Genomic DNA, 18,320 nt, shown 5'->3' on the forward strand with positions numbered 1-18,320 from the left:
CGCTCAGGCCGCCCGGCGGTCCCGGGCCTGCGCGCCGTAGGGCTGCACCACGGCCCGGCCGGGCTCGTCCAGCTCGTCGAGACGCAGCCGCCATCGGGACCGGCCGGCCCGTCGTCCCTGCGGTGGGCCGCTCGGACGCGGACCGAGCCGGAACAACAGCACCGTGATCAGGTAACCGCCGACCAGGAACCCGTGGCTGACCAGCCGGGGCACCGCCACCTGCGCGGTGACCACGTCGTTGACCGACAGCAGGACCAGGGTCGCGACGAAGGCGCTCAGCATCGGCAGCAACCCGGCCGGCGGGGTACGGCGCAGCGCGACGAACAGGAAACCGGCGCCCACCGCGACGTTCCACGCCGCCGACTCGTGCCACAGGTGCTGCCCGGTCGGGTGCAGGTGCTCGGCGTTGACGCCCTGGCCCACCTGGGCCAGCCCGAGGGCGAGCTGGACCGCGCCGAGCAGCCCCAGGGCGACCCGCAGGCCGGCGGTCGACCCGCCACGCCACCGCTCGAACCGTCGTCGCCCCGGTGGCGGCACGGCGGCGAGGATCGACTCGGTCAGGTCGGGCACCGCCGCCACCACCCGGGTACGCGCCCGCCGGGTCACCATGGCGGCGACCTCGTGCCAGGCGCGGCAGTCCGGGCAACCGTCGAGGTGCGCCTGGACCGCGCCCCGCTCCTCGGCGGTCTCCTCCCCGTCGAGCTGGGCCGACAGGATCTCCCGCCAGGACGCGCACCGGTCGCTCATCCCGCCACTCCTCGTCCGTACCGTCGGCCGCTACCACGCAGCGTAGTGAACCGGACGGTCCCCTCGTCCGCATGGTACGGACCGGACCCGTCCGCCGGTTCACCCGTCGGCGCAGCGCTCCGAGAGGGCGTAGCGGACCAGCACCACGTCGCCGATCTGGCGTACCTCGGCGACCCGGGCCCGGCGACCCGGGTGCCACGGGAACGCACCGTCGCCGACGAACCGGGGGGCCCGTCGGTCGCCGACGAAGAACGGGGCGACCACCAGGTGCAGCTCGTCGGCGAGCCCGGCGGTGAGGAACTGGGCGTGCACCGTCGCGCCGCCCTCCACCATCAGCCGCTGCACCCCCCGGCCGGCCAGGTCCGCCAGGGCACGGGCCGGGTCCAGCGGGTCACCCGCGTCGACCACGGTGGCCGCTCCGGCGAGCAGCTCGGTGGTCTTGTCCACCGCCGGCCCCGCGCAGTAGACGATCTTCTCGGCGTCACCGACGGTGAAGAACCGGGCCGCCGGGTCCAGTAACCCCCGGGCGGTCATGGTCACCTTCACCGGTGACGGCGACAGGCCGGCGGCCTGCCGGGCGGCCCGCAGCCGCGCCGAGCGGACCACCAGCCGGGGGTCGTCCGCCCGGATCGTGCCCGCGCCGACCAGGATGGCGTCGCAACCGGCCCGGACGGCGTCGATGCGGTCCATGTCCTCCGCGTTGGACAGCAGCAGCCGCTGCTCGGTGGCGTCGTCGATGTAACCGTCGATCGACGTGGCGCAGCTGAGCAGCACGTACGGCCGCCCGGTCGACGCCGGCACGGCGGTGGTCGCCGTCCCCGCCGGTACGACACCCATCAGTTCAACGACGGCAGGTCGACGGCCCGGGCCGCGGCCCGGCTCGCCTTGGCCGCCAGGTAGTCGGCGTTGGCGGGGGACAGGAACACCCCGGTCGGCACCACATCGGCCACCGCCACGCCCAGCCGGGCCAGCTGTTCGGCCTTGTCCGGGTTGCTGCTCAGCAGCACCAGCTCCGGCACACCGAGCACCGCCAGCATCTGCGCGGCGGCCCGGTAGTCCCGTTCGTCCTCGTCGTGCCCGAGCGCCACGTTCGCCTCGTAGGTGTCCAACCCGGCGTCCTGCAGGGCGTACGCGTCCAGCTTCGGGTAGAGGCCGATGCCGCGTCCCTCCTGACGCAGGTAGAGCAGGAAACCGCCCGCCTCGGTGATCCGCTGCACCGCCTCGCGCAGCTGCGGACCGCAGTCGCAGCGCTGGCTGCCGAAGACGTCCCCGGTCAGGCACTCACTGTGCGGGCGGACCAGCGGCGCCGCCCCGCCCGCCGCGTGCCTGCGCAGCGCGCCCGACCAGTCGCCCAGCCCGAACGCCAGGTGCTCCCGGCCGTCCACCAGCCCGTCGAACGAGAAGACCCGGGCCGTGGTGGCGAACCCGTCGGAGAACCGCAGGGGGACCGTGACCTGTGTCCGGACCGTCGCGGCCGGCAGTGCGTCGTACATGTGTCTCCTCTGTCAGGCGCTGCCGGCCAGCCCGGCAGCGGGTACCGGTGAGGAACCACCCTGAGTTCCCACCGTACGGTCACCCCGTCGTTCCCGCAGCGCGGACGGGCGACCCCGCAGCACCAGCACGGCGGCGCCCGGCAGGGCTGCCACCAGCACCAGCGCCCCGTACACCAGGGCGGTCGCCACCCCCTCGGCGGCACCGAGGCCGGCTGCCCCGAACGCCCAGGCGGCCATGCCCTCGCGCGGCCCGAAGCCCGCCATGTTGGCGGGCAGCCCCATCGCCAGCAGCGCGAGCAGCGTCAGCGGCACCAGCACCGACAGCGGCGCGGTGACCCCGGCCACCCGGCCCGCCAGCACGAACGTCGCCAGGTGGCAGCCGACCACCACGGTCGAGGCCAGCAGCACCCCCGGCCCGGTGCGCCGACCCAGCAGCCCGGCCCGCACGTCGGCGACGACGGCGCGCACCGCGCGGGCCCGCCGTGACGGCCCCGACCGGGGCAGCGCCCGGACCAGCACCACCAGCACCAGGCCCACCGCGACCGCCACCCCCGTCACCATCGGCAGGTACGGCCGCACCGGCGACGGCAGGGCCAGCAGCAGCACCACCGCGAGCACCACCTGGACCACCTGCCCGGCGGTCCGCTCCCAGACCACCGCCCGCACGGCCCGACCCAGGTCACCGGCCTCCCGGCCGTGGCGGACCGCCCGGTGTACGTCGCCGAGCACCCCACCGGGCAGTGTCGCGTTGAGGAAGACCGCCCGGTAGCAGTCGGCCACCGCCGTGCCCAGCGGCAGCCGGATGCCGAGCGCCTCGGCGACCAGCCGCCACCGCCACGCGCAGGCGACCGTGGCCAGCGCGCCCAACGCCAGCGCGGTCAGCACCGCCGGGGTGTCGATCCGCCGCAGCCCGGCCAGCGCCGGGCCGGTGCCCAACCACCACAGTAGCGCCCCCACCAGGCCCACCCCGGCGAGGTTGCTCAGCCAGGCCCAGGCCGAGGAGCCCCGGGCCGCGGGGGAGGACGGGGTACGGGCGACAGCTGTGCCGGTGGGGTCCGGTGACACGCGGTTCCTCCTCGGGGATCTTGTCCTTTCTCACGTACCGGCCGGCGAACCGGTTCATTCCACCCCGGCGAGCAGGTCGTCGTGGCCGACGGTGACGGTGAGTCGACCGGCCAGCGCCTCGGCCCGTCGCCACCGGACGTAGTCGGCGGTCCGGTCGGCCAGCTCGGGCTGCTGCGCGAGCGCCGCGTCGAGCCAGCCGTCGAACCACTCGACGAGCAGCTCCGCCCGGTCCGGCCCGAGCCGCCACGGGCTCGGCCGCACGGTCACCGGTAGCCCGTGCCGGCCGAACTCCGCGACGGTCGCCGCCGCGGCGTCCGGCCCGAGCAGGTCCCGGCCGTCGACGGTACGCCGCTGGTGGGCGTCGAAGGCGGCGGCGATCTCGGCGTCCAGCGGGTCGGCCGGGTCGAACGCCACCCGACCGACCACGGAGAGCACGAACAGGCTCGGGCAGCCGACGCCCGCGCAGGCGCCCACCACCCGGCCGATCTCGTCGGCGCTGAACATGTCCAGCAGCGCCGACGCGGTGACCAGGTCGGCGTCGGCGAGGTCGGCGGCGGTCAACCGGGTGAGGTCGCCCTGCCGGGTGGTCACCTCGACCGGGCTGCCGTCGGCGGCGACCGGCACCGCCGCGCCGGCCCGCTCCAGCAACCCCGGGTCCCGGTCGTGCAGCACCCAGCGCTGCGGGCCGGGCAGCAACGGGGCCAGCCAGCGCAGCATCGAACCGGTCCCGCTGCCCAGGTCGTGCACCACCCACGGGCGGTCCCCGCGCAGCGACGTGACGGAACCGACCCCGGTCACCTGCATCCCGGGTCCCCCCTCACCGGCCGGCGACAGGCCCGCCGCACCGCCGGTTGCCGCACCCGGGCCGCCGGTGGCGGTCGTCGGCAGGCCGGAACCACCGGCACCCGCCGTGCCGGTGCCGGTGAGCCGGGCGCGGAGCAGGTCGACCAGCTCCCCGCTGCGGGCCTCGGCGTCGGCGGGCTCCCGCAGCCGCAGCCAGTCGGCGAACGGTTCGGTGGCGTACGCGGTCATGTCCTCACTCCGTCCAGCACCTGGGAGATCACGGTCGTGGTGGCCGGCCAGCCGGGCAGGTCGACCCGCCGGTCCCGGGCCGCCCGGCGGAGGCGGTCCCGCAGGTCGGCCGAGTGCAGCCAGCGCCGCAGGGCGCCGGCCAGGGCCACCGGGTCCTCCGGGGGCACCAGCATCCCGGGCGGGGTGCCGTCGCCGGCCCGGCCCAGCGCCTCGGGAACCCCACCGGCGGTGGTGCCCAGCACCGGCAGCCCCCGGGCCAGGGCCTCGACCACCACCATCCCGTACGTCTCGGCCCGCGACGGCAGGACCAGCAGATCCGCCCCCGCGTACGCCGCCGCCAACGCCGGCCCGGTCAGCGGACCGTGCCAGCGCACCCGCCCGGCCAGCCCGCCCCGGTCGACCCGCTGCCGCAGCGCCGCCACGAAGGCCGGATCGCGGTCCAGCGCGCCGACGCAGTCCAGGGTCCATGGCCGGCCGGCTAGCCCGGTCACGGCGTCGACCAGCACGTCGTGCCCCTTGACCGGGGTGACCGCCGCGACGCAGAGCAGCGCCGTGCCGGTGGCCGTGCCGGCGGCGACGTCCGCCGGGTCGACACCGGGAACGGCCACCGTCACCCGGTCCGGGTCGATCCGGTGCCGGGCCAGCAGCAGCTCCCGGGTCCAGCCACTGGTGGTGACGAGCGCGTCGGCGTGCGGCAGCCCGCGCGCCTCGGCGTCGTCACCGAGCGGCATGTGCACCAGCACCACCTGACGCAGCCGGCCGGCCTGCGCCGCCAGCAGCTCCGGCACGGCCGAGGCGACCAACCCGTCGTAGAGCACCGTCGTGCCCTCCGGCAGGGCCGCGAGCACCCCGGCCAGCCGGGCCCGCGCCGCCTCGTCGGGGTGCGGCCACGCCCCGGGCACCCCGTGCTCGCGCACCGTCCACCCGGTCGCCGCGAGCCCGGCGCAGACCCGCCGGTCGTAGGCGTTGCCGCCGCTGGGGGTGGCTGGATCGTCGATGTCGCCGGGCAGGACGACGTGCACCGCCGGCACGGGTTACAGCGACCGCTCGTAGCTGGCCCAGGCGATGTGCGACTCGTGCAGGGTGACGGTGATCCCGGCCAGCTCCCGGGCGCCCTCGCCCAACCCACCGGCGTGCACCCGGTCGGCGAGCCGGTCGGCGACGGCCCGGCACAGCACCTCGGTGGTGGTGTTCTGCCCGGCGAAGGCCGGCTCCTCGTCCAGGTTGCGGTACGTCAGGTCGGCCAGCACCGCCTTCAGCTCGTCGATCGCCCGGCCGATGTCCACCACGATGCCGTCGGCGTCCAGCTCCGGGCGGCGGAAGGTGGCGTCGACGACGAAGGTCGCCCCGTGCAGCTTCTGGGCCGGCCCGAACACCTCGCCCCGGAAGCTGTGGGCGATCATGATGTGGTCCCGTACGGTCACGCTGAACACGGTGTCTCCTCGTCGTAGCTGATCAGATGGCACAGCGCGGGCAGCTCCCCCGAGGCCAGGCGGCCGAGCACCTCGGGCAGCTCCGCGAAGCGGGACCGCCCGGTCAGCAGCGCGTCGAACACCGGGTCGGCGAGCAGCTCCAGGGCGAGCGCCAGCCGGTCGGCGAAACCGCGCCGGGACGCCCGCGCCGGGGAGACCGTGCCGACCTGACTGCTGCGGACGGTCAACCGCCCGGCGTGGAACGCCCCACCCAGCGACAGCTCGACCGGCCGGTCGCCGTACCAGCTCAGCTCGACCACGGTGCCCTCCGGGGCGAGCAGGTCCAGGCTGCGCTGCAACCCGGCGGCGGTGGCGCTGGCGTGCACCACCAGGTCCCGCCCACCGGTCGCCGCCGCCGGCAGCGCGAAGTCGACGCCCAGCGCCGAGGCGACCGCCGCCCGCGCCGGATCGGCGTCGACCAGCTCCACCCGCACCCCGGGGAAACGGGCCAGCAGGGCCGCCACACTGCACCCCACCATCCCGCCGCCGACCACGCTGACCCGGTCGCCGACCAGCGGCGCGGCGTCCCACAGGGCGTTGACCGCCGTCTCCACCGTGCCGGCCAGCACCGCGCGGGCCGCCGGCACGTCGTCCGGCACCGGGGTCACCGCCGACGCCGGCACCACGTACGCGCTCTGGTGCGGGTGCAGGCAGAACACCGTCCGCCCGCGCAGCGCCGCCGGGCCGACCTCGACCACGCCGACGCTGAGGTAGCCATACTTGACCGGGGCGGGGAAGTCGCCCTCCTGGAACGGGGCACGCATCGCCGTGTACTGGCTCTCCGGCACGCCGCCGGTGAAGACCAGCGTCTCGGTGCCGCGGCTCACCCCGGAGTAGCGGCTGCGGACCAGCACGTCGTCGGGGCCGGGCGTGGGCAGGGTCACCGGCCGCAGCTCACCGACGCCGGGGGAGCGGAGCCAGAAGGCCCGGGCATCGCGGATCACGCGGGTTTTCTCCTCTTCTGCCGGCGGAACCGAACGAAACGGCCGCGTCCTGCGTACCCACTGCCGAGGTCGTCGATCATAAACACGGAGGCAGGGTGTCCAGGGTTCGAACCGGTCCGGTGCTCGGCCTGACCGTACAGACCGTCCTGCTGGCAGGGCTGGCCGCGACCGTCGGGCTCGACGTCGCCGGTTGGCTGGCCGGCCTCGGGTACGGCGTGGTCACCTGCGTCGCGTTGCAGCGCGGTCTGCGCCGCCGGGGGGTCGACCGGCTCGGGCCGGCCGACCGGGTGACGCTGACCCGGGGGGTGCTGGTCGGCGGGGTGACCGCCCTGGTCGTCACCGGTTTTTCCGAACCGGCCCCGCTGGCGGTGCTGGTGCCGATGACCGCGGTGGCGTTGGCGCTGGACGCGGTGGACGGCTGGGTGGCCCGGCGCACCGGCACGGTCAGCGCCCTCGGCGCACGTTTCGACATGGAGGTCGACGCGTTCCTCATCCTGGTGCTCAGCATCCAGGTGGCGCCGGCGGTGGGGCCGTGGGTGCTTGCCATCGGCGGCCTGCGGTACGCCTTCGTCGCCGCCGGCTGGTTGCTGCCCTGGATGCGTGGGGCGCTGCCGCCGCGCTTCTGGCGCAAGGTGGTCGCCGCCGCGCAGGGCGTGCTGCTGCTCGTGGTCGCCGCGGACGTGCTGGCCCGACCGTTGACCGCCGTGCTGGCGGCGGTGGCGCTGGCGTTGCTGGTCGAGTCGTTCGGTCACGACGTGGGCTGGCTCTGGTGGCACCGGTCGATCCGGCCCGTCAGGCCCGTCCTGCCAGTCAGGCCCGTCGCGCCGACCGCCGGCACGTCGATCTCCGTCCCGCGGGTGTCGCCGGTCGGGATGCTGCCGTCCGTACCATCGGTGCGGCCCCGGGTGGAAGCCGTCGCCGACCGGCCGCCGTTCGTCGCCCACCAGCCGGTCTGATCCGGACCGTCGATCCGGCCCGGCCCTGCCGCCGGGCTCCCTGCCAGGAAGGACCTTCCGGAGTGTCGTTGTTGTCACGCCTGCGTCGCCCGAGCACGGCAACCGGGCGGGCCCCCGCCCGGGCCGACCGGTCCACCCCGACCGGCGGGCCCGCCGGCGACGCGCCGACCCCGACCCCGCCGGAGGCGGACCCGACGACGCCGCAGGCCCCGGCGGCGGCCGGGCGGGCCCGGTGGCGGACCGTCGCGGTCCGGGTGACCACCGTGCTGGCCGGGATGCTGGTCCTGGCGGTGCTGACCGCACCGGACCGGCTCGACCAGGTCACCCCGGTCGCGTTCCTGCGGGTGCCGGTCGAGGGGCTGCTGGCTGCCGCCCTGCTGCTGGCGCTGCCCGGTCGGGCCCGACGGCCGGTCGCCGTGTCGATCGGGGTGGTGCTGGGGCTGGTCGCCATCGTCAAGGTGCTCGACCTGGGCATGTCGGCCAGCCTGGCCCGCCCGTTCGACCTGGTCCTCGACTGGGTGCTGCTCGACGACGGGTACGCCTTCCTCACCGACTCGGTGGGTACCGGCGGCGCGGTCGCCGCCGCCGTCGGGCTGGTCGCCCTGGTGGTCGCGTTGCTGGTGCTCACCAGCTGGTCGGTGCTGCGGTTGACCCGGGTGGCGGCCGGGCACCACCGGGTCGCCACCCGGGTCGTCGCCGGCCTCACCGCGCTGTGGGTGGCCGCCGCGACGCTCGGTGTGCCGGTCGCCGACTCCGGCACGGCGACCCTGGTCGGGCAGCACGTCGGTCAGGTCGGCGCGGGCCTGCGGGACCGTCGGGAGTTCACCGACCAGGTCACCCGGGACGCGTTCCGTGACACGCCCGGCGACCAGCTGCTCACCGCGCTGCGCGGCAAGGACGTGGTGCTGGCGTTCGTCGAGAGCTACGGCCGGGACGCGGTCGAGGACCCCGAGTTCGCCGGGCAGGTCGGTGCGGTGCTCGACGGTGGCACCCGGCGACTGGCCGCCGCCGGGTTCACCGCCCGCAGCGGCTTCCTGACCTCACCCACCGCCGGTGGCGGGAGCTGGCTGGCCCACGACACCCTGCTGTCCGGGCTGTGGATCAACAACCAGCAACGGCACGACAGCCTGCTGGCCAGTGACCGGTTGACCCTCAACGGGGCGTTCCGGCGGGCCGGCTGGCAGACGGTCGGGGTGATGCCGGCGGCCACCTCGCCCTGGCCGGAGGGGGCGTTCTTCGGCTACGACCGCTACCACGACGCGGCGGGGCTGGACTACCGGGGACCGCAGTTCAGCTACGCGCCGATGCCCGACCAGTACACCCTGTCCGCCTTCCAACGCCGGGAGCGCGCCAACCCCGACCACGCGCCGATCATGGCGCAGATTCCGCTGGTCTCCAGCCACTCCCCGTGGGTGGCGATCCCCCGCATGCTGGACTGGGACCACGTCGGGGACGGTTCGATCTACCGCCGGCCGACGTCGGTGGCGTTCAACCCGAAGAACGTGGTGGGGCGGAGCACCACCGAGGTGCGTACCGGTTACCGCCGGGCGATCGAATATTCGCTGAACAGCCTGATCTCCTACGTCCAGACATACGGCGACGACGACTTGGTGCTGGTCTTCCTCGGCGACCACCAACCGTCCCCGCTGGTCACCGGCCCGAACGCCAGCCGGGACGTGCCGATCACGGTGGTCGCCCGCGACCCGGCGGTGCTGGCCCGGGTGGAGGGCTGGGGCTGGCAGGAGGGGCTGCGTCCCGGCCCGGACGCGCCGGTGTGGCCGATGGACACCTTCCGGGACCGGTTCCTCACCACGTTCGGGCCGCAACCGCCGGCCCACGTCGCCGCGCCACGCTGACCCCGGCGGCGGCCGAGCGCGACGCCGGTCGGCGGCCCTGCACTGCGCTGGTCGGTGGCACTGCGCTGCGTCGCCGGCCCGGCACCCGGCTGATCCCCGGCGGCACCGACGCCGGGGATCAGCGCTTCGTGGACAGCCGCAGCGCGTTGCAGACGTCGGCCACGCCGGGCACCTGCCAGGCGACCTCACCGGCGAGCTGCCGGGCCTCGACGTCGGGCACCACGCCACCGAGGATCACCACCCGGTTCTGCACGGTGACGGTGATCCGTCGGGCCCGCAGACCCACCCCGCCCACGATCCGGTACGCCACCTCGGCGGCCAGCCGGACGTCGTCACCCGGTGGGCCGGGCGGGTCGGGCTCGGGACGCAACCAGCTGTCGTCGGGCAGCGGCCACGGCATCACCACGCCGCGCTCCTCTCCCGGGGCCGGTCGGCCGTGCCGGCCCGGGACCAGTCCACCGCCTCCTGACGGGTGTCGAAGACCGGGAAGACCCGGTCGAGCCGCATGGTGTGCAGAGCGGTGCGGACGAACCGGGACGGTCCGGCGAGGCTGAGCCGCCGGCCGCGTTGCCGGGCGTCCTGCCGGGCCCGGACCAGCACCCCGAGGGCGGTGGAGTCGATCAGGTGCACCCGGACCAGGTCGACCACCACGTGCCGGTCGGCGTCGACCGCCTCCGACAACGCGCCGTGCAGGTCGTCGCCGGTGGCGATGTCCAGGTCCCCGGCGGCGGTGACGATCGCCACCTGGTCGGTGTGCTCGACGCCGAGCACCCCGGGGGGGTCGGTGCGGCGGGGCGCGCGGGCCGGCACCGGGGCCGGTTCGGGGACCAGCTCGCAGCGGGGGCAGCGGTGCGGGCCGGTGGCGAACGGCGAACCGGTCCAGCCCTGCTCGGCGACGAACGTCCAGACCACCTCGGCGTCGGGCAGGACACAGGCCGGGCCGGTGGCGACCGTCCCGCAGCTGTCACAGATCAGGGTCATCATCGGGTCGTCCGGTACGACGGTCATCGGATCTCCTCCTTGAGGATGGCCGTGGCGGCCCGGTGGTCGCGGCGGCCCGGTGGTCGTGGCCCGGCGCGCGGTGGTCGACCGGAGACCCCGCATGCGCCGGACCACGACCGGTTCCGGTGGGTCAGGGCTCGGTGCGGCCGCCTGCGGTGCCGACGACCAGCGCCACGGCGACCCCGGCCAGGCCGACCTGCACGATCAGCTGCCGCAGCGTGTAGCCGTCACCGTCGATGCCGACCAGCCGGCTCAGGATGGTGCCGAGCAGCGCGGCGACCAGGCCGACGGCGAGCGTGAGCCAGACCGGGACCTGCTTGCGGCCGGGGATGACGAGCCGGCCCAGCGTGCCGACCACGAGCCCCACGACGACGGCGGCGACGATGCCGGGCACGCTCATCGGCTGTGCTCCCGGACCCGCAGCGGCGCTGGTCGCCGGTGGACGGCGGACGGGACCAGCCCGTCGCCCACCGGCAGTGCCCTCGGGGTGGTGACCATGGGCAGCACCCGGGACACCCGGGCGGCACTCAGCACGCGCAACGCCCGAGGACTGGGGTCGCGCAGCGTCAGCACGCCGCCGTGGCGGGTCAGCTCCCGGTGCACGTCGAGCAGCAGCCCGACGGCGGCGGCGTCGAGGTGCCGGCATTCGGAGAGGTCCACCACCACGTGGGCCGGGCGCAACGCGACGAGCCGGTCGAAGACCTCCCGGGACCGGGCCAGCGCGGCCAGGTCCAGGTCGTCGGTGACGCACACCTCCACCAGCGGTACGGTGCACTCCGGGCGGGATGCTCCCACGATCGGCCTCCTTCCGGCTCGCTGTCCGGACCCAGCCTGGTGGGCGAGGTTGGCGGGGGCCGCGCGGACGTATGTCAGTTGCGTGACAAATTCCGCGTACGCCGAAGCCGGTTCGTCATCGTCGGCGCGCACCGGGCACGATTTCCCGATGGCGGGCGTACTGGTGATCGAGGACGACGACCGGATCCGTCTGGCGCTGCTGCTGGCCCTGGAGGACGAGGGCTATCTGGCGCGCGGGGCGGCCACGGCGGAGGAGGGGTTGCGGGCGCAGCGGCAGGAGGCGGCCGACTACGTGCTGGTGGACCTGATGCTGCCCGGCCTCGACGGTTTCGAGTGCATCCGGCAGTTGCGCCGCGACGACGACGTGCCGATCGTGGTGGTCAGCGCCCGCGACGACACCCACGACATCGTCGCCGCGTTGGAGGCGGGCGCGGACGACTACCTGGTCAAGCCGGTCGCCATCAAGGAACTCTCGGCCCGGTTGCGGGCGCTGCGCCGCCGGGGGCGTACCGCCGTCGCGCCGTCGGCGGCGGTGCCGGTGCTGGTCTTCGGCCCGTTGGAGATCAGCCCGGAGGCCGGTGAGGTGCGCCGGGCGGGACAGCCGGTGCCGGTGACCCGCACCGAGTTCCGGTTGCTCTGCGAGCTGGCCGAGCACGCCGGCCGGGTGCTGTCCCGCCAGCAGCTGCTCAGCCGGGTGTGGGGCTACGAGACCGGTGACGAGCGACTGGTCGACGTGCACGTGGGGCGGCTGCGGCAGAAGATCGAGGCCGACCCGGCCAACCCCCGGCACCTGGTGACCCTGCGGGGCCTCGGCTACAAGCTGCAACGATGAGGCGGCTCGGCCTGCGGGCCCGGGTCACCGCCGCGTTCGCGATCGGGGCGCTGCTGCTGTCGGCGCTGATGGCGTTGATCTCGTACGAGCTGGTGCGCCGTTCGCTGCTCGACGAGCGGGAGCGCACGGCGCTACGGGCGGCGTACTTCGACGCAGCGGTGGTGCGGGCCGGCCTGGACACCGACACCCCGGACGTCTACGAGGTGCTGCGCACCCTGGACACCGGTGGCACCCGCCGGGCGCTGGTGCACCGTGACGGCCGCTGGTACGCCCGCACCGCCGACGAGGGCCCGTCCGGGGCGGTGCCGGCGGGGCTGATGGCGATGGTCGCCGACGGTGAGCCGGCGGTGCAGCGGATCCGGGTCGACGGGCAGCCGGCGCTGCTGGTGGGGGTGCCGCTGGCCGACTCGACCGGTTACTACGAGATCACCTCGCTGCGGGAGCTGGAGCAGACCTTCCAGGTGCTGGCGCTGGCGCTGACCGTGGTGGCGGTCACCGTGGCCGGCTCCGGTGCGGCACTGGGCTGGTACGCCACCCGGCACGGGCTGCGCCCGTTGACGGCGGTGGCCGACGCGGCGGAGAAGATCGCGGCGGGGGACGTGACCGCCCGGCTCGCCCCGGGCACCGACCCGGACCTGGCCCGGCTCTCCACCTCGTTCAACCGGATGGCCGACGAGGTGGCGGTCCGCATCGAACGGGACCGCCGGTTCGCCGCCGACGTCGCCCACGAGCTGCGCTCACCCCTGCAGACGCTGTCGGCGGCGGCCAGCGTGCTGTCCCGGCGTCGCGACGGGTTGGACGACCGGACGGCCACCGCCGCCGGCCTGGTCAGCGAGGAGATCACCCGGTTCCAACGGCTGGTCAACGACCTGATCGAGTTGGCCCGCAGTGACCGGCCGGTGCAGCGGGAGGAGGTCGACGTGCTGGCGTTGGCCCGGGGGGTGTGCCGGGGGCGGGGGCTGCCCGAGTCACTGGTCCAGCCCGGCCCACCCGCGCCGGGGCGATGGTCGGTGGACCCTCGGCGGGTGGAGCAGGTGCTGGTCAACCTGCTGGACAACGCGGTCCGCTACGGCGGTGGCCCGGTCGCGGTGCGGCTGTGGGTGTCCGACGGGGTCGGGGTGGTGGAGGTCGACGACGAGGGGCCGGGGGTGCCGGTGGCCGACCGGGAAGTGGTCTTCGACCGGTTCGTCCGGGGTCGGGCCGCGCACGACCGGGCCGGCGGGGACGGCACCGGCCTGGGGTTGGCGCTGGTCGCCCAGCACGCCGCCGCGCATGGTGGCCGGGCCGGTGTCGGTGACCGGCCCGGCGGCGGTGCCCGGTTCCGGGTGGAGCTGCCGGGGGCCCGGCCGTGACCCGCCCGCTGCGTTCCCCGGCGGTGACCCGGCGGTTGCCGTGGTCGTGGCGGTGGCTGCTGCCGGCGGTGGCGGCCCTGCTGCTCGCCGGGTGCGGGGTGCCGGCCGACGATCGGCCCCGGGCCGTCGAGCCGCCGTTCGGGCCGCCGGCCGCACCGGCGGCGAGCAGTGTGCCGGGTCGGGTGGAACAGGCGTTCTGCCTGGTCCGCGCCGGTCGACTGGTCCGGGTGGTCCGGCAGGTCGACGCGTCCGGCGGGGTGGACGGGCACCTGCGGCGGCTGCTGGCCGGCCCCGACGACGCGGAGCGGGTGGCCGGCCTCGGCACCGCCCTGCCCGGTGCGGTGCACGTGCTGGGCGCCCGGCTGGTCGACGGGCGGGCCCAGGTGGAGGTGGAGCCACTGGGGGAGGAGTCCGGTCGCAGCGACGAGGTGCTGGCCTACGGTCAGATCGTCTGCACCCTGGACAGCCGACCGGACGTCGCCGGGGTGTCGTTCCTGCGGCGGGGCCGGCCGCTGGAGGTGCCCCGGGCCGACGGTTCGCTGTCGTCGGGCCCGTTTACCGCCGCCGACTACCCCGCCGCCACCGGTCCGGACTGACGACCGCGCCGGGCCCGGGGTACGACCAGCGGGGTGCCGGTCTCCGGGTCCTCGACGATCCGGCAGGGCAGCCCGAACACCTCCTCGACGAGCGCGGCGGTGACCACCTCGCGCGGGTCCCCCTGGGCCACCACCCGACCGTCGCGCATGGCGATCAGGTGGGTGGCGTAGCGGGCGGCGTGGTGCAGGTCGTGCAGCACCGCGACCAGGGTGCGGCCCTGCTCCTCGTGCAGTCGGGCGCACAGGTCGAGCACCTCGATCTGGTGCGCGACGTCCAGGTAGGTGGTGGGTTCGTCGAGCAGCAGCAGGGAGGTCTGCTGGGCCAGCGCCATCGCGATCCAGACCCGCTGCCGCTGCCCGCCGGAGAGTTCGTCGACGGGTCGGTCGGCCAGCTCACCGACGCCGGTGGCGGCCATCGACGCGGTCACCACCTGTTCGTCCTGCGTGGACCACTGGCGCAGCAGGCCCTGGTGGGGGTAGCGGCCCCGGGCGACCAGGTCGGCCACGGTGATGCCCTCCGGGGCGACCGACGACTGCGGGAGCAGGCCGAGGGTGCGGGCCACCTCCCGGGAGCGCAGCGAGTGGATGTCGCGGCCGTCGAGCAGCACCGTGCCGGCGGTCGGTCGCAGCGTGCGGGCCAGGGCCCGCAGCAGGGTGGACTTGCCGCAGGCGTTGGGGCCGATCACCACCGTGAACGACCGGTCGGGCACGGCGACCGACAGGTCCCGGGCCACCACCCGCCGCTCGTAGGCCAGGGTCAGCCCGACCCCACCGAGTCGACTGTCCTCGGTCACCGTGTCCTCCTCAGATCCGGGCCGCGCGTCCCTGCGCGGCGAGCAACCACACCAGGTAGGCCCCGCCGACCAGGCCGGTGACCACCCCGACGGGCAGTTGGTGGCCGTCGATCGCCCGCTGCGCGGCCAGGTCGGCGGCGAGCAGCAGCACCGCCCCGGTCGCGGCGGCGGCGGCCAGGTTGGGGCCGGGCGCCCGGGTGAGCCGGCGGGCCAGGTGCGGCGCGACCAGGGCGACGAACGAGACCGGCCCGGCGGCGGCGGCGGCCCCGGCGGCGAGCAGCACCGCCGCCCCGAGCAGCAGTTGCCGCACCAGCGACACCGGCACCCCGAGCGCGGTGGCGGTGTCGTCACCCAGTTCGATCACCGACAGCGCCCGGGCGGTGCCGACCACCACCGGCGTCAGCAGCGCCAGCAGGCCGAGCAGCGGGACGGCCTGTGCCCAGCCCCGCCCGTCGAGGCTGCCGGTGAGCCAGAGCACCGCGCGGGCCGCGTCCATCAGCGGGGCCCGGGTGAGCAGCCAGCCGTTGACGCCGGTGAGGATCGCCGTGGTGCCGATGCCGACCAGCACCAGCCGGTAGCCGTGCAGGCCGTGCCGGCCGGCCACCGCCCACAGCAGCAGGCCGGTGGCGAGGCCGCCGAGCAGCGCCGCGCCGGACAGCAGCAGGGTGCCGCCCCCGGCAACCACCACGATCAGCGCACCGGTGGCCGCGCCCTGGGTGACCCCGAGCACGTCGGGGCTGCCCAGCGGGTTGCGGACCAGCGACTGGAGGACCGCGCCGGACAGCGCCAGGGCGGCGCCGACGGCGAGCGCGGTCACCAGTCGGGGCAACCGCAGCTCACCGACGATGAAGTCCTCGGCGGCGCTACCGCCGCCGGTGAGGGTGCGCAGCACGTCGGTGGGGCTCATCGGGTAGTCGCCGCCACCGATGGCGAGCACCCCGAGGACGACGGCCAGGGCGGTGGCCCCGAGTCCGACCACCAGGGACCGGCCGCGCCAGCGCACCGAGCGGGTGCCGATGCGGACCACCCGGTCCGGTGGGCGGGTCGGTGCGGCGGTGGCGCGGGCGCGGCTCATCGGCGGGCCACCAGACGCAGGAACAGCGGCCCGCCGAGCACGGCGGTGACCAGGCCGACCTGGAGTTCACCGGGTCGACCGAGGACCCGGCCGAGCACGTCGGCGCCGAGCAGCAGCACCGGGGCGAGCACCGCCGCGTAGGGCAGCAGCCAGCGCAGGTCGGGGCCGGTCAGGGCGCGGACCAGGTGGGGGACGAGCAGGCCGACGAAGACGATCGGGCCGCAGGCGGCGGTGGCCGCGCCGCAGAGCAGGGTGACCGCGGTGACGGTGCCGGCCCGGACCAGGGCGGGGCGGGCGCCGAGCGCGCGGGCCGCGTCGTCGCCGAGGGCCAGGGCGTTGAGTGGGCGGGCCCCGGCCAGCCCGACCAGCAGGCCGGCCAGGATGAACGGGGCCACCGTGGCGACGGTGGTGAAGTCGGCGTTGACCAGCGAGCCGACGGTCCAGAACCGCAGCCGGTCCAGCGCTGCCGCGTCGAGCAGCATCACCGCGCTGACGTACGAGTAGAGCACCGCGTTGAGGGCGGCCCCGGCCAGCGCCAGCCGCTGCGGGGTGGCCTGCCGGCCGCCGCCGACGGCGTGCACCGCCACGGTGACGACGACCGCGCCGAGCAGGGCGAACCAGATCCAACCCCGCACCGTCGCGACGCCGAGCAGCGCGGTGCTGGTGGCCACGGCGGCCGACGCTCCGGCGTTGATGCCGAGCAGACCGGGGTCGGCGAGGGGGTTGCGGGTGAGGGCCTGCATCAGCGCGCCGGCCACCCCGAGGGCGGCCCCGGCGAGCAGCCCGAGCAGGGTACGGGGCAGCCGCATCTGCTGCACCACCGCATGCTCGGGGGAGGTGGGGGAGGTCAGACCGTGCCACACCTCGACCAGGGTGAGCTGTTTCGCGCCGACGGCGATGCTCAGCACCGCCACCGCGACGAGCAGCAGCAGGCCCGCGCCGAGCCCGGCGGTCCGGACGCCGGTGCGCCGACGGTTCGTCGTCGCTCCCGGCAGGACGGTGGGTGGGGACAGGGTGGCGGACAGTGTCGGCTCCAGGGGGCGAGAGTGGCGCGCGCCGATTGTTGACAGCGATTTAGGTTAGGTTACCCTAACCATGCCGTCGCGGACCGGCGCGGCTCCGGCCTGACCGAAAGACGTCACATGCTGCCTTCCTCGTCCTCACCCCGACTCTCCCGCCGCGGCCTGCTCGCCGCCGGTGGTGGCGTGGCCCTGACCGCCCTCCTCGCCGCCTGCGGCGGGGGCGACGACCCGGCGAAGCCCGCCGCCGGTGGTTCCGCCGGCCCGTGGAGCTTCACCGACGACCGGCAGCGCAAGGTCGACGCGCCCGCCGCGCCGACCCGGGTGGTCGCCTTCACCGGGGTGGCCGCCGCGCTCGTCGACTTCGGACTCGACTCCCAGCTCGTGGGCGTGTTCGGGGAGACCACCCGGACCGACGGTTCCCGCGACCCGCAGGCCGGGGACCTCGACGTCGACCGGGTCACCGTGCTCGGCAACGTCTGGGGTGAGTTCAACGTGGAGAAGTACGCCGCGCTGCGCCCCGAGCTGCTGGTCACCCACATGTACGACCCGGACGCCCTCTGGTACGTCCCGGACGAGAGCCGCGACAAGATCCTCCAGCTCGCGCCGAGCGTGGCGATCACCACCGCCCGGACTCCGATGACCCGCCCGATCGAGCGCTATGCCGAGCTGGCCCGCTCGCTCGGCGCGGACCTGTCGGCCACGAAGGTCACCGAGGCCAAGGCCCGCTTCGAGGCCGCCGCCGAGCAGGTGCGGGCGGCGGTCAAGGCCAACCCGGGCATCCGGGTGATGGCCTCCTCGGGCAGCCCCGACCTGTTCTACGTCTCCAACCCGAAGGTCAGCACGGACCTGATGTACTTCGCCGAGCTGGGCGTGGAGATCGTGGTGCCGACCAAACTTGAGTCCGGCGACTACTTCGAGGCGCTGAGCTGGGAGAACGCCGGCAAGTTCCCGGCCGACCTGATCCTGCTGGACAACCGTTCCACCGCGTTGCAGCCCAAGGACCTCGCGGCCAAGCCGACCTGGGCGCAGCTGCCGGCGGTCCGGGCCAACCAGGTCACCCCGTGGGACGCGGTGCCCCGCTTCTCGTACGCGGGCGCGGCCCCGCTGTTGGAGAGCCTGGCCACCGCGATCCGTTCCGCCAAGCGTCTCGGCTGAGGCTGCCACCGGATCGCCGCAGTCGCCCGGCCGGGTCGGCCCGTCGGGACCGGGCGGACCGTCGCCCGGCGCGACCGGTGGTGGGCGGGGTGCCCGGTGCGGACACCCCGCCACCGGGCGTCACCGTGCCGA

The 18,320-nt window shown here is 75.5% G+C and carries 18 protein-coding genes and 3 pseudogenes; 6 read left to right on the forward strand and 15 right to left on the reverse strand.

Annotated features, from left to right (window positions below; all coding sequences use genetic code 11):
• Nucleotides 1-3: 3 nt before the first annotated feature.
• From AB0C22_RS09390 to AB0C22_RS09425, 8 genes and pseudogenes are all read right to left on the reverse strand, one after another.
• On the reverse strand, nt 4-747 hold the full coding sequence (locus AB0C22_RS09390; RefSeq protein WP_219462613.1) for a zf-HC2 domain-containing protein: 744 nt from the start codon (nt 745-747) through the stop codon (nt 4-6).
• Nucleotides 748-846: 99 nt separating this feature from the next.
• A complete protein-coding gene (locus AB0C22_RS09395) occupies nt 847-1,584 on the reverse strand; it encodes a dihydrofolate reductase family protein (RefSeq protein ID WP_219462611.1) in 738 nt (245 codons plus the stop codon).
• Nucleotides 1,584-2,240 (reverse strand): GTP cyclohydrolase II, encoded by a 657-nt coding sequence (gene ribA, locus AB0C22_RS09400; protein WP_219462608.1) that lies wholly within the window; start codon nt 2,238-2,240, stop codon nt 1,584-1,586. The genes AB0C22_RS09395 and ribA overlap by 1 nt, the downstream gene beginning before the upstream one ends.
• A gap of 114 nt (nt 2,241-2,354) precedes the next feature.
• Nucleotides 2,355-3,224, reverse strand: a pseudogene (locus AB0C22_RS09405) (lysylphosphatidylglycerol synthase domain-containing protein); the annotation flags it as partial.
• A gap of 135 nt (nt 3,225-3,359) precedes the next feature.
• A complete protein-coding gene (locus AB0C22_RS09410) occupies nt 3,360-4,337 on the reverse strand; it encodes a class I SAM-dependent methyltransferase (RefSeq protein ID WP_357534421.1) in 978 nt (325 codons plus the stop codon).
• Nucleotides 4,334-5,368 carry a glycosyltransferase family 4 protein gene (locus tag AB0C22_RS09415; protein ID WP_357534423.1) on the reverse strand — a complete coding sequence of 345 codons (1,035 nt, stop codon included), beginning with the start codon at nt 5,366-5,368 and terminating at the stop codon, nt 4,334-4,336. The genes AB0C22_RS09410 and AB0C22_RS09415 overlap by 4 nt, the downstream gene beginning before the upstream one ends.
• Nucleotides 5,369-5,371: 3 nt before the next feature.
• Complete coding sequence (locus AB0C22_RS09420; protein WP_219462602.1) at nt 5,372-5,770, reverse strand: 6-carboxytetrahydropterin synthase; 399 nt, start codon at nt 5,768-5,770, stop codon at nt 5,372-5,374.
• Nucleotides 5,758-6,753, reverse strand: a complete 996-nt coding sequence (locus AB0C22_RS09425; protein WP_208566604.1) for a zinc-binding alcohol dehydrogenase — start codon at nt 6,751-6,753, stop codon at nt 5,758-5,760. The genes AB0C22_RS09420 and AB0C22_RS09425 overlap by 13 nt, the downstream gene beginning before the upstream one ends.
• 95 nt (nt 6,754-6,848) lie before the next feature.
• On the opposite strand from AB0C22_RS09425, the pseudogene AB0C22_RS09430 reads away from it, so the two are divergent.
• A pseudogene (locus AB0C22_RS09430) lies at nt 6,849-7,547 on the forward strand (CDP-alcohol phosphatidyltransferase family protein); the annotation flags it as partial.
• Nucleotides 7,548-7,963: 416 nt separating this feature from the next.
• A pseudogene (locus tag AB0C22_RS09435) lies at nt 7,964-9,565 on the forward strand (sulfatase-like hydrolase/transferase); the annotation flags it as partial.
• Between the two features lie 118 nt (nt 9,566-9,683).
• Here AB0C22_RS09435 and AB0C22_RS09440 read toward each other — a convergent pair.
• The 4 genes from AB0C22_RS09440 to AB0C22_RS09455 form a co-directional block, all read right to left on the reverse strand.
• The gene (locus AB0C22_RS09440; RefSeq protein WP_357534425.1) at nt 9,684-9,971 is read right to left on the reverse strand and encodes a BON domain-containing protein; all 288 of its coding nucleotides are present in this window, start codon (nt 9,969-9,971) and stop codon (nt 9,684-9,686) included.
• Entirely contained in the window at nt 9,965-10,573 is a 609-nt protein-coding gene (locus AB0C22_RS09445) for an STAS domain-containing protein (protein WP_219462599.1), read from the reverse strand. Before AB0C22_RS09445 ends, AB0C22_RS09440 begins: the two co-directional genes overlap by 7 nt.
• 124 nt (nt 10,574-10,697) lie before the next feature.
• Nucleotides 10,698-10,967, reverse strand: coding sequence for a GlsB/YeaQ/YmgE family stress response membrane protein (locus tag AB0C22_RS09450; protein WP_208566599.1), 270 nt, complete (start codon nt 10,965-10,967; stop codon nt 10,698-10,700).
• Entirely contained in the window at nt 10,964-11,362 is a 399-nt protein-coding gene (locus AB0C22_RS09455) for an STAS domain-containing protein (RefSeq protein ID WP_357534427.1), read from the reverse strand. The genes AB0C22_RS09450 and AB0C22_RS09455 overlap by 4 nt, the downstream gene beginning before the upstream one ends.
• A gap of 148 nt (nt 11,363-11,510) precedes the next feature.
• Between AB0C22_RS09455 and AB0C22_RS09460 the strand changes: the two genes are divergently transcribed.
• From AB0C22_RS09460 to AB0C22_RS09470, 3 genes are read left to right on the forward strand one after another with little or no spacing between them, the layout of a single operon-like run.
• Nucleotides 11,511-12,194, forward strand: a complete 684-nt coding sequence (locus tag AB0C22_RS09460; protein WP_357534429.1) for a response regulator transcription factor — start codon at nt 11,511-11,513, stop codon at nt 12,192-12,194.
• A complete protein-coding gene (locus AB0C22_RS09465) occupies nt 12,191-13,546 on the forward strand; it encodes a HAMP domain-containing sensor histidine kinase (RefSeq protein ID WP_208566597.1) in 1,356 nt (451 codons plus the stop codon). Before AB0C22_RS09460 ends, AB0C22_RS09465 begins: the two co-directional genes overlap by 4 nt.
• Before the next feature lie 56 nt (nt 13,547-13,602).
• Entirely contained in the window at nt 13,603-14,142 is a 540-nt protein-coding gene (locus tag AB0C22_RS09470; protein ID WP_219470067.1) for a GerMN domain-containing protein, read from the forward strand.
• Here AB0C22_RS09470 and AB0C22_RS09475 read toward each other — a convergent pair.
• From AB0C22_RS09475 to AB0C22_RS09485, 3 genes are read right to left on the reverse strand one after another with little or no spacing between them, the layout of a single operon-like run.
• Nucleotides 14,115-14,903 carry an ABC transporter ATP-binding protein gene (locus AB0C22_RS09475; RefSeq protein ID WP_219470065.1) on the reverse strand — a complete coding sequence of 263 codons (789 nt, stop codon included), beginning with the start codon at nt 14,901-14,903 and terminating at the stop codon, nt 14,115-14,117. The genes AB0C22_RS09470 and AB0C22_RS09475 overlap by 28 nt on opposite strands.
• 43 nt (nt 14,904-14,946) lie before the next feature.
• Nucleotides 14,947-16,011, reverse strand: a complete 1,065-nt coding sequence (locus AB0C22_RS09480) for an iron chelate uptake ABC transporter family permease subunit (protein WP_357534431.1) — start codon at nt 16,009-16,011, stop codon at nt 14,947-14,949.
• Nucleotides 16,008-17,006, reverse strand: a complete 999-nt coding sequence (locus AB0C22_RS09485; protein WP_255598234.1) for an iron chelate uptake ABC transporter family permease subunit — start codon at nt 17,004-17,006, stop codon at nt 16,008-16,010. Before AB0C22_RS09485 ends, AB0C22_RS09480 begins: the two co-directional genes overlap by 4 nt.
• Nucleotides 17,007-17,153: 147 nt before the next feature.
• Between AB0C22_RS09485 and AB0C22_RS09490 the strand changes: the two genes are divergently transcribed.
• On the forward strand, nt 17,154-18,188 hold the full coding sequence (locus AB0C22_RS09490; RefSeq protein WP_357534433.1) for an ABC transporter substrate-binding protein: 1,035 nt from the start codon (nt 17,154-17,156) through the stop codon (nt 18,186-18,188).
• Nucleotides 18,189-18,320: the final 132 nt, after the last annotated feature.

Source organism: Micromonospora sp. NPDC048894, assembly GCF_040649765.1.
In the GTDB taxonomy this organism is placed as follows: Bacteria; Actinomycetota; Actinomycetes; order Mycobacteriales; family Micromonosporaceae; genus Micromonospora; species Micromonospora antibiotica.

What these genes read in the sequence shown, in the direction of transcription:
- AB0C22_RS09465 (WP_208566597.1), top strand. Translation starts at nt 12,191, where the DNA reads ATGAGGCGGCTCGGCCTGCGGGCCCGGGTCACCGCCGCGTTCGCGATC.
- AB0C22_RS09490 (WP_357534433.1), top strand. Translation starts at nt 17,154, where the DNA reads ATGCTGCCTTCCTCGTCCTCACCCCGACTCTCCCGCCGCGGCCTGCTC.
- AB0C22_RS09460 (WP_357534429.1), top strand. Translation starts at nt 11,511, where the DNA reads ATGGCGGGCGTACTGGTGATCGAGGACGACGACCGGATCCGTCTGGCG.
- AB0C22_RS09395 (WP_219462611.1), bottom strand. Translation starts at nt 1,584, where the DNA reads ATGGGTGTCGTACCGGCGGGGACGGCGACCACCGCCGTGCCGGCGTCG.
- AB0C22_RS09410 (WP_357534421.1), bottom strand. Translation starts at nt 4,337, where the DNA reads ATGACCGCGTACGCCACCGAACCGTTCGCCGACTGGCTGCGGCTGCGG.
- AB0C22_RS09390 (WP_219462613.1), bottom strand. Translation starts at nt 747, where the DNA reads ATGAGCGACCGGTGCGCGTCCTGGCGGGAGATCCTGTCGGCCCAGCTC.
- AB0C22_RS09450 (WP_208566599.1), bottom strand. Translation starts at nt 10,967, where the DNA reads ATGAGCGTGCCCGGCATCGTCGCCGCCGTCGTCGTGGGGCTCGTGGTC.
- ribA (WP_219462608.1), bottom strand. Translation starts at nt 2,240, where the DNA reads ATGTACGACGCACTGCCGGCCGCGACGGTCCGGACACAGGTCACGGTC.
- AB0C22_RS09445 (WP_219462599.1), bottom strand. Translation starts at nt 10,573, where the DNA reads ATGACCGTCGTACCGGACGACCCGATGATGACCCTGATCTGTGACAGC.
- AB0C22_RS09480 (WP_357534431.1), bottom strand. Translation starts at nt 16,011, where the DNA reads ATGAGCCGCGCCCGCGCCACCGCCGCACCGACCCGCCCACCGGACCGG.